Annotated in this window: 15 protein-coding genes and 2 tRNA genes; 12 read left to right on the top strand and 5 right to left on the bottom strand. The window is 44.2% G+C overall.

Annotated features, from left to right (window positions below):
• Positions 1–76: 76 nt before the first annotated feature.
• The 9 genes from C825_RS21100 (at position 77) to C825_RS21060 (ending at position 10849) form a co-directional block, all read left to right on the top strand.
• Positions 77–640 (top strand): hypothetical protein, encoded by a 564-nt coding sequence (locus tag C825_RS21100; RefSeq protein WP_044215160.1) that lies wholly within the window; start codon positions 77–79, stop codon positions 638–640.
• Positions 621–1634, top strand: a complete 1014-nt coding sequence (locus tag C825_RS21095) for a replicative DNA helicase (protein ID WP_010800056.1) — start codon at positions 621–623, stop codon at positions 1632–1634. The genes C825_RS21100 and C825_RS21095 overlap by 20 nt, the downstream gene beginning before the upstream one ends.
• Positions 1631–1966, top strand: a complete 336-nt coding sequence (locus C825_RS21090) for a DnaB-like helicase C-terminal domain-containing protein (RefSeq protein WP_052334432.1) — start codon at positions 1631–1633, stop codon at positions 1964–1966. Before C825_RS21095 ends, C825_RS21090 begins: the two co-directional genes overlap by 4 nt.
• Positions 1966–3441, top strand: coding sequence for a CHC2 zinc finger domain-containing protein (locus C825_RS21085; RefSeq protein WP_010800054.1), 1476 nt, complete (start codon positions 1966–1968; stop codon positions 3439–3441). The genes C825_RS21090 and C825_RS21085 overlap by 1 nt, the downstream gene beginning before the upstream one ends.
• Before the next feature lie 28 nt (positions 3442–3469).
• Complete coding sequence (locus C825_RS21080) at positions 3470–4933, top strand: capsule assembly Wzi family protein (protein ID WP_044215159.1); 1464 nt, start codon at positions 3470–3472, stop codon at positions 4931–4933.
• Positions 4921–5310 (top strand): lipocalin-like domain-containing protein, encoded by a 390-nt coding sequence (locus C825_RS21075; RefSeq protein WP_010800052.1) that lies wholly within the window; start codon positions 4921–4923, stop codon positions 5308–5310. Before C825_RS21080 ends, C825_RS21075 begins: the two co-directional genes overlap by 13 nt.
• A 23-nt stretch (positions 5311–5333) precedes the next feature.
• Positions 5334–7730 carry an SLBB domain-containing protein gene (locus C825_RS21070; protein ID WP_010800051.1) on the top strand — a complete coding sequence of 799 codons (2397 nt, stop codon included), beginning with the start codon at positions 5334–5336 and terminating at the stop codon, positions 7728–7730.
• A 42-nt stretch (positions 7731–7772) separates the two neighbouring features.
• Positions 7773–8888, top strand: a complete 1116-nt coding sequence (locus C825_RS21065) for a GNVR domain-containing protein (protein WP_010800050.1) — start codon at positions 7773–7775, stop codon at positions 8886–8888.
• A 218-nt stretch (positions 8889–9106) separates the two neighbouring features.
• The gene (locus tag C825_RS21060) at positions 9107–10849 is read left to right on the top strand and encodes a hypothetical protein (protein WP_010800049.1); all 1743 of its coding nucleotides are present in this window, start codon (positions 9107–9109) and stop codon (positions 10847–10849) included.
• Positions 10850–10987: 138 nt separating this feature from the next.
• Here the strand turns inward: C825_RS21060 and makC are convergent, their stop codons facing one another.
• From makC to C825_RS21035, 5 genes are all read right to left on the bottom strand, one after another.
• Entirely contained in the window at positions 10988–11401 is a 414-nt protein-coding gene (makC, locus tag C825_RS21055; protein ID WP_010800048.1) for an alpha-pore-forming tripartite toxin MakABE regulator, read from the bottom strand.
• 306 nt (positions 11402–11707) lie between these two features.
• A tRNA-Met gene (locus C825_RS21050) sits at positions 11708–11779 on the bottom strand.
• 176 nt (positions 11780–11955) lie between these two features.
• Positions 11956–12270, bottom strand: coding sequence for a chaperone modulator CbpM (locus C825_RS21045; protein WP_007652504.1), 315 nt, complete (start codon positions 12268–12270; stop codon positions 11956–11958).
• Positions 12271–12282: 12 nt separating this feature from the next.
• The gene (locus C825_RS21040; protein ID WP_010800047.1) at positions 12283–13206 is read right to left on the bottom strand and encodes a DnaJ C-terminal domain-containing protein; all 924 of its coding nucleotides are present in this window, start codon (positions 13204–13206) and stop codon (positions 12283–12285) included.
• A 159-nt stretch (positions 13207–13365) separates the two neighbouring features.
• A tRNA-Met gene (locus C825_RS21035) sits at positions 13366–13437 on the bottom strand.
• 151 nt (positions 13438–13588) lie between these two features.
• On the opposite strand from C825_RS21035, the gene C825_RS21030 reads away from it, so the two are divergent.
• Genes C825_RS21030 through fabG form a run of 3 tightly spaced genes read left to right on the top strand, consistent with a single transcriptional unit; the run spans position 13589 to position 15903 of the window.
• A complete protein-coding gene (locus C825_RS21030) occupies positions 13589–14182 on the top strand; it encodes a TetR/AcrR family transcriptional regulator (protein ID WP_007652508.1) in 594 nt (197 codons plus the stop codon).
• Positions 14183–14189: 7 nt separating this feature from the next.
• Positions 14190–15134, top strand: coding sequence for a 3-oxoacyl-ACP synthase III family protein (locus tag C825_RS21025; RefSeq protein WP_007652511.1), 945 nt, complete (start codon positions 14190–14192; stop codon positions 15132–15134).
• A gap of 22 nt (positions 15135–15156) precedes the next feature.
• On the top strand, positions 15157–15903 hold the full coding sequence (gene fabG / locus C825_RS21020; RefSeq protein WP_007652512.1) for a 3-oxoacyl-[acyl-carrier-protein] reductase: 747 nt from the start codon (positions 15157–15159) through the stop codon (positions 15901–15903).
• The last annotated feature ends 1 nt before the right edge of the window (position 15904 follow it).

Here is a 15904-nt window from a genome sequence, read left to right as displayed (position 1 = left end):
ATTTGACAACCATCCGGCAGGAGGTAGTGTATAGGGCTGATTTACTGTGTTTTATGCGTGACAAACAAACGGCATTATGGAAATGGCTGAAAATGAGAATATTTACACGGATGTTAAGGCCTTGATGTATTTTGGAAAATCCTATTTGAAAGTACCTCGTGTAATAATAGAACGGATGTTTGCATCCGATAATAGTGAACGTATGATCGGAATAGTGCATTGGTTGTTATTTTGTTTGTGCAATTATGCCGACGGCTATGTGTCGATCAAAGGAAAACAAGAAGTTTGCCATAGAGGAGAATGCATCATCTCTTACGAAAAGTTGGCCCGGTTAATGATGGTAGATAGCCGTTCGGTCAGAAGGTATGTCCACTCGCTGGAAAAGGAATCTTTGATAGAAGTGAAACGGGTAGCAAACTGTATCTGCTTCCGTGTTTGTGGTTATGACTCTTTTACGGCTTCGGATGTCCCTGCGGAAATACCGCAAGAGAGTAAGAGAACCAGAGTGACTAAAAAAACGGTTGAGCCGGATGCGATAGCTTTGCGGAGAGAGGAAGCCGAGTTGAAGATAAGTCATGGGAACGTACCCCGTACCGACCTGTTAAAAAGTTGCTATGAGTATGGAAAAGAATGTAATTGAAAGAGCTTTGCTCTGTTCGCTGTTTCTGGATCAGGTGGCGATTCTTGAGGTGGTCGGATTGTTGCGTCCGGAAATGTTTTCCGATCCGGATCATGGGTTTATTTACGAAGCGTTTACCGATCTGTTTAACCGTAATAAACGGCCCGACCTGATCCTGGTGGAAGAGGAAATGAAAAAGAAAGATCCGGAGCGTTACGTGAAGATGGGAGGCATGGCGTACTTGTCGGATGGAATGGAGACGGTTCGCCTGGAACATAACGCTGTAGAGTATGCCCGCGAAATCCTTCATCATTATCTGCTGGGGTGTATGCATAAGCTGTTTGTGCAAAAAGCATCGGAATGCCTGCAATACGGTATGGACTACCTGAAGGTGATAGAAGACTGCGAGCGCGATTTGCTACGCTTGCGTGTGGATAATTCGGAATCGGATTCGCTTCTGCCGCTTAGTGAAGTGATGAAGTTGTCTATAGACGATCATCTCGACCGGATGAGCCGTAAGGATGATTCGGTGCGTATGCTGACCGGAATCAACGGGTTGGACGGACTGACGGGAGGACTTTACCGGAAGGAAGTGCTGGTGCTGGGCGGTCTTCCGAGTGACGGTAAGACGGCGCTGGCGATGTTTATGGCAATGAATATGGCTCGCCAGGGTAAACATGTGCTTCATTTCAGTTTTGAAATGACGGGCGAACAGACTGCCGCCCGTTTTTTTGCCGGTTATGCCGGTGTGGAGGCTGCCCGCCTGCGTATAGGGGGACTTCGTGAGGGGGATATCGATCGGATGAGACGGTATGCTGCCGGTATGGAAAAAACGCCTTATTATTTTACGAATGTATCTTCTATGAGCCTGGATGCGTTGCGGGCGGAGATTATGCTCCGGAGCCGTAAAGGTGAATGCGATGTTGTAGTGATCGATTACTTGCATACACTTGCTCCATTGACGAAAAAGGGTGAGACACAAGAGTCTGTGATCCGTCTACGATTACGGTATTGAAACGTATTGCCGTAGAGGCTAATTGTGCCATGCTGGTGGTTTCACAGTTGAATCGTGAGGTGTTGAAGCGTTCCGAGAATGGGTTTGTCCCGATAATGAGCGATTTGCGTGATTCGGGTGCCATTGAATTTGTAGCGGACTGTGTGGTGATTATCGGTTGTCCGGAACGTTTCGGGAAGAATACGGCCCAATGCGGGTCGAATGCCTCCCGCCTGATCAAGTTGTATGTCCTGAAAAATCGTAACGGATCGACAGGTATTGCCGAGGTATACAGGAATGATACTTATACGTCTTTTGTGAATCCGGGTGGTAATTTACATTTTGAGGACTGATGAACAGGTTGGAAATCACATCATTCAAGGAACGGGTCGATCTGGTAAAGGTGGTCGGCCATTACTCGACGCTCGAAAGGAAAGGGGCGGCTTATCTGGGTTTGTGCCCTTTCCATGACGATCATCATCCTTCGCTGCGGGTGGATCCGGCAAAAAGGGTATACCACTGTTTTAGTTGCGGGGCCGGAGGAGATGTCTTCCGTTTCGTACAGGAGAAGGAGGGTTGTGGCTTCGGTGAGGCGGTCCGTCTTTGTGCGGATATCTGCCACTTGCCCGTTCCTGCACTCGATGCGGGAACGCAAAAACACAGGCCGGATAAGCAACCGGTTGAAAAGGATAGTTCCCTTGCAGTCCCGCATCAAGTGCGGGAACAGGTGCCTGCTCCGACGGTTGAAATGAATGAACGTTACGGGCAGACGTTGCTTCCGTATGATCCGGGGATGGAGGAATTGCGGGAGACCTATGCTGCTTTTGAGATTGGGATTGCTCCGGCTATCGTGCCTGAAGCCTGGAAATTTACCCGTGGCCGGATTGTTTTTCCGATCCGTAATGCGGCGGGCGAGTTGGTTGCATTTGCAGCACGTTATCAGGGGGATTTGCCTGCTAAGAAAATCCCCAAATACATAAACAGTTCGACCAGTGCGATCTATAAGAAAGATGAACTGTTTTACGGCTGGTACCGGGCTGTGTCGAAGGTTCGTGAGACGGGAATCGTTTTTTTAACCGAAGGATACAAAGATACGCTGGCGATGCATGCGGCAGGTTTTAGCAATACGGTTGCCCTTTGTGGCACGAATTTGTCGGAGCATCATATCGCTATGATCCGGAAAGAGGCCGTTACGGTTTGTCTTTTTCTGGATGCCGACGAGGTGGGAAGGGAAACGGTTACGGGGGTAATGCCCAAACTGCGCAGTGCCGGTCTCCGGGTGGTGGATATATTACCGGAAGGCGGTAAGGATGCGGATGAGATGTTCCGTTCGTTGGGGCGCGAAGCCTTTATCCATTGGGTAGAAAAGGCGATGATCCCTCCGGCGAGACGGAAAGCGGAGTCGCTCTTGGTTGCTGCCTGCCACCGTTGGCCGGATACTTTATGCCTGACGGAAGAAGGGGAAGAGGTCCTTTATGTGGATAATATCCGGAAAATATTATCTTCTGACGATTTGTTACCGGCTGACAGCCTTGTTCCCGCGCTCGACGCAGGACCGCAAAAGGACCGACCGGAAACGAAAGAACTGGATAACCTTTATGCTTTGCATACCGATTCATCGCATAGTGACCGGGTACGTCGAAGTGAGTTGGTTCGCTATCTTTTTCTTAATTATCTGGAGGTACGCCTGGTCGACCGTGTCCGGCAGAATCTCCACCGTTTATCCCGGACTTTTGCCGATGAAGAGTCGCGTGTCCTTTTGTTATCTGATTTACAGTATCAACGAAATTATTTAAGCAGCGTCTCCCGCGAACTGGGCAGGAGATGATTAGCTTCTCATTTTATATCTGAAATTAATGAAAATTGTATCTAACTTAATCCTTTTGGGAAGCATGTGTATGCTTCCTTTAACCTCTTATGCTCAGTTTACGAAAGGGCTGAGTTATCGGGCGGAGACTGGTGTCAGCTTTAGCGGAGGGGAACATATGCCTTTCTGGCTGACGGCAAACAAGCAGGGGCTTTCGTCTATTGAAAAGAATAACGGGTATCTGCGTGCCGGTGTTTTTCGGGAGTTGGAAAAGGATAAACCTTTCTCGTATGCTTTCGGGGCGGATCTGGCTGTCGCTTATAATTTTACTTCGACTTTCGTGGTGCAACAATTGTATGCAGATTTGAAATACCGTTGTCTGGGGTTGAGTATCGGAAGTAAGGAGCGGCATAGCGAGTTCAATAATCCGTTACTGAGTAGCGGTGGACTGACATTTTCGGGAAATGCGCGGTCGGTTCCGCAAGTTCGTATCGGTATTCCTGAATATACGCTTGTTCCGGGAACAAAAGGGTGGTTGGCTTTTAAAGGGCATATTGCCTATGGTATGTTTACGGATGACGGCTGGCAGAAAGATTTCGTAGCTCCGGGCGGTAAACATACGGAACATGTGCTTTATCATTCCAAAGATTTATATGTGAAGATCGGTAACAAAGAGAAGTTTCCTTTGATCTTTGAAGGAGGGTTGGAGATGGCTGCTCAATTCGGAGGGAATGCGTTTAGGGGAAATGAGAAGATCGATATGCCAAATGGGATAAAGGATTTCTTTAAAGTGTTTATTCCAAGCGGCGGGAGTAGTGATACGCCGATGGGTGAACAAACGAATATCTATGGGAATCATTTAGGTAGTTGGAACTTTTCACTTACCTGGTATGCTTCACAGGACTGGACGGTTCGTCCTTATTATGAACATTATTTTGAGGATCATTCACAGATGTTCGGGGAGTATGGCTGGAAAGACTGTCTGGCGGGAGTGGAAATAACGTTACCGAAGAATCCGGTGATCGGTAGTTTCGTTTATGAATATATTTCAACAAAGGATCAGACCGGTCCTGTTTATTGGGATCATACGCCGGAGATACCGGAGCAAGTAAGTGGAGCCGATAATTATTATAATCATGGTATTTATACCGGTTGGCAGCATTGGGGAATGGGTATCGGAAATCCTTTAGTGATGTCTCCTGTTTATAATGAGGATGGAGATATAAGTTTTAAGAGTTCGCGTATGCAGGGACATCATTTCGGGATCATTGGAAATCTTTGTGGCGATTTGCAATACCGTATCCTTTTATCGGTTACTCGCAACTGGGGAACGTATAACTTGCCTTTTTATGAAATCAAAAAGAACGGAAACGCTTTAGCCGAATTAAAATATACTCCCCATACGTTGGAGGGCTGGGATTTTACAGCATCGTTGGGTATAGATCGGGGAGCGATGTTGGGAAAAAGTGTCGGTGGTATGTTAACAATCAGAAAAACAGGATGGATACGATGAAAAGATATATAATAGCCGTGCTGCTAATATTGATAGTTAGTGCTTGCGGGAAAATGCCAATTAATGGCGATCTGGACGGTCGCTGGCAGATCATGAAGATAGAATATGCATCGGGAGAGGAAGAGATGCCGGAGCGGGCTTACTATAGTGTTGCTTTGCATACGATCAATTTGATGAAGGTTGATGTAACCAGTCAGACCGGCAATATGGAATATACCGGGGATTCACTTTTTGTGGTTATGCCAATCAGTAAAGTTGAAGACTTATTGCCATTTGGCATGAACGGAACGGAGCAACGTTTTGGCGTCAAAGAATTAACATCGAAGCATCTGGTTCTGCAATCGGATTATGCCCGGTTGGAGTTCAGGAAGTTTTGAAAACAACAAAAACAAATAACAATATGAATATCGTAATCAGAAATGTATTATTGGGGGGATTACTGTGGTTGGCGGTTCCATTGTCGGCACAGGTGTCCCAGGATTTGATTGATAAGGCGAAAGCTGCGGGTATGACGGATGACCAGATTCGCCAGGAGATAAATAAACGGATGGGACAGTCCGGAGCGGAACAGACTACGCGTACGGCATCGGATGCAGTGGTTACAGATCGTACGGTTGCCATTCCGGATGGAAAGGTGATACCTTCTTTGGATGCCCAGCGGGAAGCCAATCGTCCGGCGGGAGATTTAAGCGGAACCGTGTTCGGTCGCGAAATATTCTCGAACAAGAACCTGTCCTTTGAGCCGGATCTGAATGTACCGACTCCCAAAGGATATGTTTTATCTGCCGGAGACGAATTACTGATCAATGTCTGGGGAGATTCTGAACTGAATCTGAAACTGAAGGTTTCTCCTGAAGGAACGATTCTGATCCCTAATCTGGGACCTGTCTCTGTCAGCGGATTGACAATCGGTGCTGCTGAGAACCGTATCCGACAGGAATTGGGACGGATCATGTCTACCTTATCAGGAGATACGGATGGGGCTAATACGTTTGTTTCTGTTAGCCTGAGTCAGATACGTAGCATTAAGGTGAATATAGTAGGAGAGGTCGTTGCTCCGGGGACCTATACGCTTCCATCGTTTGCTACTTTGTTTAATGCGTTGTATGCAGCAGGTGGTGTGAATGAGATCGGTTCGCTTCGTGGAATCAAAGTTTACCGGAATAGCAAGGAGGTAGCCAGCCTGGATGTGTACGATTATTTGTTGAACGGCAAATACAATACGAATATCCGTCTGGAAGAGAATGATATGGTGATCGTTTCTCCTTATGACCAGCTGGCTGTGGTACAGGGAAAAGTAAAACGTAACCGTATTTTTGAGTTGAAAAAGGGGGAAACGCTGAAGCAACTTTTAAATATGGCCGGAGGTTTTACCGGGGATGCTTACAGGAAAGATGTCCGTGTCAAGCGAAAAGCCGGTAGCCGCTACCAGATCGCTACTGTTACGGAAGATAAATATCCGACTTTTGCGATGATGGACGGCGATTCCTTGTTGGTGGATTCAGTGATCCCCTTCTATGAAAACCGTCTGACAGTGACAGGTGCAGTCTGGCGTCCGGGAGAATATGAGTTGAATGGTACGGTTCATACGGTCCGTCAACTGGTTGATCAGGCAGCGGGTTTGAAAGGAGATGAGTTTGCCGGTCGTGCCCAGATCACCCGTTTGAATCCGGACTTTACAACGACTGTCATAGCCGTAGATATCCGTGGTATCCTGAATGGTACTGCTCCCGATATGGAACTAAAGCCGGAAGATCAACTCTATATCCCTTCTTTCTTTGATTTGAGAGAACCTTATACGATCAAAGTAAGTGGTGCGGTAAATTACATTGATACGGTTCTTCCTTACCGGAATAACCTGACAGTGGAAGATGCTATTATGATGGCTGGCGGTTTAAAGGAATCCGCAGCAACAGTGAATGTGGAAGTAGCCCGTCGTATTAAGGATACAAAGACGTACGAAAATACTAACCGTACTGCCGAAGTATTCAATTTTGAATTGAATGACAATTTAGGGCTGATACCGGTTAATGGAAAAAATAGCGATACGGTCTTTACGTTAGAACCGTTCGATGAAGTGTATGTGCGTTTTTCACCGGGTTATCAGGAACAACAGGTGGTAAAGGTAAATGGTGAAATTACTTTTGCCGGCGATTATGTATTGGCTGAAAAGAATTCCCGTTTGAGTGATATTATCGCCAAAGCCGGAGGGATAACTCCCGATGCCTATGTAAAAGGAGCAAGCTTGAAACGCCAGTTGACAGAAGATGAGATGCGCCGCCTGGAAACTCTGCTGCAACTGAGTGCAAATAAGCAAAGCCGTGATTCGGTTGCCTTGTCTTTGGAAAACATCAAAGACTATTCTGTGGGTATTGACCTGGAAAAAGCCTTGGCGAATCCGGGTAGTGCACATGATGTGGTGCTACGTGATGGGGATGAACTTTATATTCCGCAATTCCAGAGCACAGTGAAGATAAATGGAGCCGTAACTTATCCGAACAGTGTGACTTATACCAATGGTATGTCTGTGGGAGATTGCCTGTCGCAAGCCGGTGGTTATAATGATATTGCCCGTAAATATCCGATCGTAATCTATATGAACGGAAAGGTGGCAACGACAAAGAAAAGCTTTATCTTCTTCAAACGTTATCCGAAGGTTGAACCCGGATGTGAAATTGTCGTTCCGACCAAGACACAGCGTGATCGTAAGACCAGTCTGGCAGAAGTTCTGAGCATAGCTAGTTCAACCACTTCGATGGCAGCCATGGTTACCTCTATCATCAACACACTGAAATAATTATCAATTTTCAATCTTTAATTATCAATTAACAAGGTGGATATGATTCAAATGAACGCTCCTGATATGGATACAAACGAGCAGGAGATAGATTTAATAGAGTTGGCTAAACGGCTATGGGGGGAGCGTAAGTTCTTGTTCAAATGCTGTGGAGCCGCGATAGTTGTAGGATTGGTGGTCGCTTTCAGCATACCGAAAGAATACAGTACGACAGTAAAGCTGGCACCTGAAACGTCTGACCCGTCCAAAAAGATGGGAAATCTGGGTGGTCTGGCTGCTATGGCAGGGATAAACCTGGGTTCTTCGGCTGGTTCGGACGCCATTTCCCCGGACTTGTATCCGGATGTGGTACAAAGTATTCCGTTTCTGTTGGAGTTGTTTCCTGTGCAGGTAGAGAATGAAAAGGGTGATTATTCATCGACATTGTACGAATATATGGATGATCATCAGAAAAGTGCGTGGTGGAGTTATGTGATAAAGGCTCCTTTCAAATTACTTGGTTGGGTGAGGGGGGTATTCTCAGAAGAAGAACTTTCCGGTAAGGGAGAATTAACATCTTTCCGATTAACCAGAGAACAGGATGGCGTAATACAAGGATTGCAGAAACGTATCTCTGCCTCCGTGGATAAAAAGACATTGGTAATAACAGTCTCTGTCCAGATGCAGGACCCTTTGATCTCTGCAAGCCTTACTCAGATAGTCGTGGAAAAGCTTCAGGGGTACATCACCAATTACCGTACACAGAAGGCCAAGCAGGATCTTGAGTTTACAGAGAAGGTGTTTAGCGAAGCTCGTGAGTCTTATTACAAGGCCCAACGTGCGTATGCCGCTTTTGAGGATGCGAACAAGAACATCATCTCTGCCAGTTACCGCACCGAGCAGGAGCGTCTGAAAAATGAAATGACACTGACCTTCAATGTTTACAATACGTTGGCCCAGAAACTGGAGCAGGACAAACTTCGTGTCCAGGAACAAACTCCGGTCTATACGGTGATCAGCCCGGCAACGGTGCCATTAAAGCCTGCTTCACCTAAAAAGCCACTGATACTTATCGGCTTTGTTTTTTTAGCTCTGTTCGGTGGTATCGGATATTTGTTTGTGAAGGATATGTTTGCGAAAAACAAACAGGCAGAGGAAGATTGCTTCTCGGTGGAATGAAATAGAATATTTCTTATAATTCAAATTGTATAAAATATAAGCCGGTAAGGTTATCCTTACTGGCTTTTTATATATTTATTTTTTTTACGTTCACGTCTTCTGTTTTGTCGTTCACGGTGTGATTTTGGTCGTCTGCAGATAAAATTTTAATCTGTTCTGTTTTTTTGATATATTTCAAACAAAGTATACGATGGTTTAATTACTAAAAACATTCTCCTATGAAAGTTGAAAGACAATATAAGAAATCCTTTTCCCGAACACTTCAACCTGAACCGGGAAACGGTAGATTAAGTTTTGTGGATCAGAGACAGGGATTGAAGGTAAATAATAACAATCTTGTACAACTTATGAAACAGGCTGATTTGTTTCCTTGGCAGCAGATCTTTATCAATCAACATAAAGATTCAAAGGGGTGGAATGTTGAACGCCTGAACAGATTGATTGAGTGGGCGGCAAGGTATAAGCAAATAACAAGTGTTCTGGGTAAAATGTCATATGGTGAGTGGAATAGTATTCAGGAGGCTTACAAAGATAGTAGTATATTAGGGAATAAAATATATATGCCAGATAAGCAATTGGATCCGGAACAGAGTCCGCAAGGTAAAAAGCCAACTATGGAAGACCTCAGAGCATACAATTCTTACTGGGCAAAAAAAGCCAACCCTGTTAGCCCGAATCAAAATTTAATTTCTCTTATAACAAATCAGAGAAAATATGAGACAATCATTTCTGCATTAAGTAAAAATGACAGGACCTCTATATTAGATAGCCATAGGACAATGGGGATTGAACTTGAGTTTGCGCAGTATGCCGGTCCGGACTTGGGAGCTCATACAGAACTGGCTGTAAGTAATGACAGTATTTTGCAAAGTGTTCCAGGAGAATGGGTACTGGAAACCGATGATAACCAGAAATTAGAGATAGGTGTTCCTCCCATGTATGTTATTGACACGGAAACCGGAGGGATTAATATCGATGTTATATCTTCTATACGTGGAATTGTTAAAACAGCTTTAGAAACTAGCCGGGATAAATATAAAGATGGAGGTACTATTAGTGATTTTGTTGCGGAAATGCCTAATCAGGGATTAGGTAAAAACTGGTCTAAAAAAGCGATGGCACTCAGTTCATTGGCATTTAAAGGACGTACGACTTATACTTATTCTGGCCGTGAAGAGGTTAATTCGGCTTTAGGTCTACATAGTGGAACTGAAAAGAACAAATATATGTATGAGCAAATCAATTTGTCTATGACGGCCGCAGAAATTGCAGAAAATATAGAAAGGCAAAAGATACATGAGAAGGTACTTTCCCCCAGAAGTTATGACTGGCTGAGCAATCTTGCTAATCAGATAAATATTTATCTGGATAGTAAAATGGATAATAAGCACCTTTCGTCAGCTAAAATTCTGTTGTCAAAAGGGCTTGCTGGTATTGGGGCTTTACCAGATATCAGTGTTGACGTTTCAGATGGAGTTGCTTCGTCTGTTAAAGAGATTTTTGGCATTTGGATAAAAGATAATACTCCCAATTTAGTTGTCAGTGCGGCTCTGGATGACCGAAGTGCATGCGAGCAATTATCCGGATTTACAAATGATGTCAAAAAGAGAAAGAAGCCTAGGAGAGCGACCAGGCATGCCGCTGATATTTCAGAGATGATAATTGATGCACTTCGTAAATCCAGAAATCGTGTTGTGTCTGAGAAAGAAAAATTAGCTATTAGAAATGAAGTAAAGGCTACACTACTTAGAATCCATGCCCTGATTCCGGTTGATCGTTGGATAAGAAACGAATCTGTTCATTATGGGAAGGAGACATTTGATGGAATACATGCAGGACTGGGTGTTCGTAAAGATACTTTTGTCAATATACCTTCCGGAGAAAAACGAAAATTGCATTTGGCTGAAATACGTTCAGATTGGACAATTGATAAATTTACGCAAGACTATAAAACAGAATGACTTTGTTTTTTTACGTCCATCCTTATGGTATTAACTATACCAGCTTGCAGAAAAGTTACAAATAAATAACGGGGATCATCCCAACTGGCAAAGCCAAAAGGTATGATCCCCGTTTACAATTTTATTTTGATACATAAATCAAATCACTTTGATATACGGATCAAATGTCATTTCTTTGCCATTCATAGACAATACGCATGCATACTGATAAGTCGTTTTAACTCCTCTGGATTGCATTCTGGCTGTCCAGTACTCGTCATCGATTTCCCCTTGCTTCGTAGGAACACAAACTTGTTTGGAGATAATCTCACCTGTAAATCTTACTATCGAAACATTCGTGCTCGGACTGATTGGAACTACTCTCCAATTGATTCTTTGCGTATCATGGCAGACTGTACCCAGTTCGCAGTGTCCCTGATTCCAAGAGCCCATATACTTGTTGGTATCAACAAGATAGACATTATTACTCAGGTTACCCGATGCCAGCGCACCGACAACATCTACAACAATAAGCACATCAATACTATTGAGTGCATTCACTGAATTATCCATACTCTTTAAGTGTTAGGCTAACCGGAAGGCCGGAAAGCAAAATTAATATTCAAGAATCGTAAAGTACAGCTGTATGGTCCAAATTTAAAGATTAATAATAAACTGTCATCCTAAATCTGGTAGACAACCAGATAAGTTTCTGAACGACATATAATGGCATGTCAATAGTTATTTAAACTCAATGTTTCCAGACAATAAATAGGACATTAGGAAATCTGTGAATAGGGAGAGTCAGTATTCTGTCTTGAAATAATAAAAGACAATATACATTACATATATTGTCTTTTGTGTCGCTTCTTCAAAAAGTTGCGGAGGCAAGACTCGAACTTACGACCTTTGGGTTATGAGCCCAACGAGCTACCACTGCTCCACTCCGCGATATAGTTGCTATCATTCCTGATTGCGAGTGCAAAGGTATGAATTATTTCTTACAATCCAAATTATTTTACAAAAAGTTTTTGTCTTTCTGTTGAAAGCCGGGGAGTAAGGCTTCTTTTAGTAACAAAATGACACATCTACCAGGTTGAATGTAAGGTAGATGTGTCATTCGGATTTTATAATTCATTTTCTTCAAAATCTTTTGCTTCATATACCCGCAACCTCTTTTTCAGATGTCCGATTTGCTGTTGCATGGATTTGACACGATTCAGCAGATGGTGGATGGCATCGATTCCTTCGAAATTGATTGAGAGGTCGTAATACATACGTGTATATCTTTCGATATCGTGTAATTGCTCCGCCTGTAAATACTTTTCGCCTTCGATGATACGGATTTCAATGAGTCCGCCTTCTTCCAGCCTGAAGATGAAAGAAGGTTCTATATGACATATCCGGCAATATTCGTTGACTATAATTAAATCTGTTTGCATAGTACTCGTGTTTTATTGATTAAGACTCTGTATTTCGCGGAACAACTCTTTTTGTTTGTCCGTCAGATTAGTCGGTATCTCGATGGAGTAGGTGACGATGAGGTCACCGAACTGCCCGTCTTTTTTATAGACAGGGAAACCTTTGCCTTTCAGGCGGACTTTGCTGTTGTTCTGCGTTCCGGCAGCCACTTTCAGTTTTACCTTGCCGTCCATTGTTTCTACGATTTGTTCGCCACCCAGTATGGCAGTGTAGAGGTTCAACGGGGCGGTTATATATAAATCGTCGCCAACCCGTTTGAAACGGCTGTCTTCTGCTATGCTGAATGTGATGTACAGATCGCCGGCAGGTCCGCCGTTTACACCCGGACCGCCCTGGCCTTTCAGCTTGATGGTCTGTCCGTCTGCGATACCGGCTGGTACGGTTATGCGCAGATTCTTACCGTTGACGGTAATAACCTGTTTGTGTGTTTGGGCTGCATCTGCCAAAGAGACATGCAGTTCTGCATTATAGTCCTGGCCGCGGAAAGCATGGTTGCCTCTGCCACGACCGCCGCCTCCGAACATGGATTCGAAGAAGTCGGAGAAGCCGCTGCCGTCGTTTGAGGCACTCCATTGGGCACCCCCGCCGTTGCTGCCTCCAAAGCCGCTAAAACCACCGAAGCCGCCCTGATACTGTCCGTATTGGTTCTGTTGAGCTTCGAACTGGTCGGCATGTTTCCAGTTTTCACCGTATTGGTCGTATTTCTTCCGTTTTTCCGGGTCGCTCAGTACTTCATTGGCTTCGTTGATCTCCTGGAATTTCCGGTGAGCATCCGGATCGTTCGGATTCAGGTCCGGATGATATTTACGGGCCAGCTTCTTGTACGCTTTTTTAATGTCGTCCTGTGAAGCGCCTTTGTTCACCCCTAGAATGTTGTAATAGTCTATATAAGCCATATTATTATATTGTTAAGTCTTTTTGTCGGTTGATATCCATACATCTACATTACAATAAACATGCCGGGGCGGAAATTGACGGCTTAAATTTGGCTAATAAAGCTTAGGAAAGATAAAAAAGAAAAAGGCCTCCAGTGAATACTGAAAGCCTTTAGATAGTTGCGGAGGCAAGACTCGAACTTACGACCTTTGGGTTATGAGCCCAACGAGCTACCACTGCTCCACTCCGCGATATAGTTTACAATTATTTCGTGATTGCGAGTGCAAAGGTAGGGATTTTCTCTTATAAAACAAATTTATTGTAAGTTTTTTTTAATATACTTGGTAGAACCAATCTTTTTTAGGTACTTTGCGCACAGTTTTAATCAAAATGTGCAATACAATGCCGATGACAGTTTCTAAAACACGCGAAATGTTGGTGGATGTGGCCAGGCAATTGTTTGCCCGCATGGGGGTTGATAATACGACAATGAACGATATTGCACAGGCTTCCCGGAAAGGCAGACGTACGTTATATACGTATTTCAAGAGCAAAAATGAGATTTATCTGGCTGTGGTGGAATCGGAGCTGGACCAGTTATACAAGATGCTGCTTGATGTTGCCGGAAAGGATTTGCCAGCTGATGAGAAGTTGATGACATTCATCTATGCCAGATTGGATGCTATCAAAGCGCTCGTATTTCGTAATGGTACGCTGAAAGCTAACTTTTTCCGTGATATATGGCGCGTGGAGAAGGTTCGTAAGAACTTTGACATACGTGAGACAGAATTATTGAAGGGAATATTGGATGCCGGAGTGAAGGAAGGAATCTTTGCAATGCCTGATACAGAAATAACAGCAGTGGTGCTACATCATGCCTTAAAGGGATTGGAAGTTCCTTATATAAGGGGTATTATGGGAGATAATATCAGCCAGCGGATTAAGCGGAGAGATAATGTAATGAATTTAATATTCAACGGAATAAAGATAAAGTAAACCAGAGATGTTTATTAATGCAACAGGGTTTTATGTGCCTGAAGAGCGGGTGCACAACCAACATTTTTTGGAATTAAACGGGTTGACAAGTGAATGGATTGAACAGCGTACGGGTATTAAAACCCGGTCCAAAGCCAAACCGGAAGAGACAATTTGTACCATGGGAATGGACGCCGTACGTAACGCACTGCCAAAATTGCCGTATGACATTACGGAAGTTGATTTGATTATCTCAGCATCCTATTCTCCGTACGATACAGTTGCTACCGCAGCCCATTATACGCAGCGTGAGTTTAATATTACAAATGCGAAAGCGTTGTATTTATCATCTGCCTGTTCCTCTTTTTTAAATGCGCTGGAAGTTGTGGAAGGTTATTTTGCCATGGGAAAGGCTACAAAGGCTTTAATCCTTTCAGCAGATAAAAATTCCGCTTATTATAATGAAACAGATCCGAAAGCCGGTCACCTCTGGGGAGATGCCGCTGCGGCGTTCTTTATTTCAAAGGAACGTGTGACAGAGAAAGATCCGCATATCATTGAAGTATTTACACAGGGGTTGGGCCATCTGGGGAAAGGGCCTGAAGGTGTGCAGTTGCGTCCTCGTGACGGTGGTATCCAGATGCCGGAAGGTCGCGACGTGTTTATCCAGGCTTGTACCTACATGCCTAAAAATGCAGTTTATCTGTTGGAGAAGAACGGATTTGCGTTGGATGACCTGACTTATTTCATCGGTCACCAGGCAAATATGCGTATCATGTCCAATATTGCCAAGCAGCTGAATTTGCCGGAAGAAAAGTTCCTGCATAATATCGAAGAACTGGGTAATACCGGTTCGGTTAGTTCGGCTTTGGTGTATGCGCAGAATGACCATACATTCAAGAAAGGCGACCTGGTTTGTCTGACCGTCTTCGGCGGCGGATATTCGGCGGGTGCTTGTCTGATACAGTGTTAATATAAACGTAAATAGAAATATTATGAAATTATTAGAAGGAAAAGTTGCCATTGTAACCGGTGCTGCACGCGGTATCGGTAAGGCTATCGCTTTAAAGTTTGCCGCTGAAGGTGCAAATATCGCATTTACAGACCTGGTTATCGACGAGAACGGTGAAGCTACACAGAAAGAAATCGAAGCTTTAGGCGTTAAAGCAAAAGGATATGCTTCTAATGCAGCCAACTTTGAAGAGACTCATAATGTAGTGGCGGAAATCGTGAAAGACTTCGGTCGTATCGATATTCTGGTTAACAATGCCGGTATCACGAAAGACGGCCTGATGATGCGTATGAGCGAAGGTCAGTGGGATGCTGTCCTGAATGTGAACCTGAAATCGGCTTTCAACTTCATTCATGCTTGTACTCCGGTCATGATGAAACAGCGTGCAGGTAACATTATCAATATGTCTTCTGTCGTAGGTGTTCACGGGAATGCCGGTCAGAGCAACTATTCGGCTTCAAAAGCCGGTATGATCGGTTTGGCTAAATCGGTGGCTCAGGAACTGGGTTCACGAGGTATCCGTGCTAATGCAATCGCTCCTGGTTTTATCATTACCGATATGACTGCGAAATTGCCGGAAGAAGTAAGAGAAGAATGGAACAAGAAGATTCCTTTGCGCCGCGGCGGTACTACTGAAGATGTGGCAAATGTAGCTACATTCCTGGCATCTGATTTGTCTGCTTATGTATCCGGACAGGTGATTCAGGTAGACGGCGGTATGAATATGTAAT

Origin of the sequence: Parabacteroides sp. ASF519 (assembly GCF_000364265.2) — a bacterium.
In the GTDB taxonomy this organism is placed as follows: Bacteria; Bacteroidota; Bacteroidia; order Bacteroidales; family Tannerellaceae; genus Parabacteroides; species Parabacteroides goldsteinii.
The sequence above is the reverse complement of the archived record's forward strand: the minus strand, read 5'-3'. Positions and strand labels throughout refer to the sequence as shown.

Coding starts and splice junctions, on each gene's coding strand:
- C825_RS21100 (WP_044215160.1), top strand. CDS start 77: ATGGAAATGGCTGAAAATGAGAATATTTACACGGATGTTAAGGCCTTG.
- C825_RS21095 (WP_010800056.1), top strand. CDS start 621: ATGGAAAAGAATGTAATTGAAAGAGCTTTGCTCTGTTCGCTGTTTCTG.
- C825_RS21085 (WP_010800054.1), top strand. CDS start 1,966: ATGAACAGGTTGGAAATCACATCATTCAAGGAACGGGTCGATCTGGTA.
- C825_RS21080 (WP_044215159.1), top strand. CDS start 3,470: ATGAAAATTGTATCTAACTTAATCCTTTTGGGAAGCATGTGTATGCTT.
- C825_RS21075 (WP_010800052.1), top strand. CDS start 4,921: ATGGATACGATGAAAAGATATATAATAGCCGTGCTGCTAATATTGATA.
- C825_RS21070 (WP_010800051.1), top strand. CDS start 5,334: ATGAATATCGTAATCAGAAATGTATTATTGGGGGGATTACTGTGGTTG.
- C825_RS21065 (WP_010800050.1), top strand. CDS start 7,773: ATGATTCAAATGAACGCTCCTGATATGGATACAAACGAGCAGGAGATA.
- C825_RS21060 (WP_010800049.1), top strand. CDS start 9,107: ATGAAAGTTGAAAGACAATATAAGAAATCCTTTTCCCGAACACTTCAA.
- makC (WP_010800048.1), bottom strand. CDS start 11,401: ATGGATAATTCAGTGAATGCACTCAATAGTATTGATGTGCTTATTGTT.
- C825_RS21045 (WP_007652504.1), bottom strand. CDS start 12,270: ATGCAAACAGATTTAATTATAGTCAACGAATATTGCCGGATATGTCAT.
- C825_RS21040 (WP_010800047.1), bottom strand. CDS start 13,206: ATGGCTTATATAGACTATTACAACATTCTAGGGGTGAACAAAGGCGCT.
- C825_RS21030 (WP_007652508.1), top strand. CDS start 13,589: ATGCCGATGACAGTTTCTAAAACACGCGAAATGTTGGTGGATGTGGCC.
- C825_RS21025 (WP_007652511.1), top strand. CDS start 14,190: ATGTTTATTAATGCAACAGGGTTTTATGTGCCTGAAGAGCGGGTGCAC.
- fabG (WP_007652512.1), top strand. CDS start 15,157: ATGAAATTATTAGAAGGAAAAGTTGCCATTGTAACCGGTGCTGCACGC.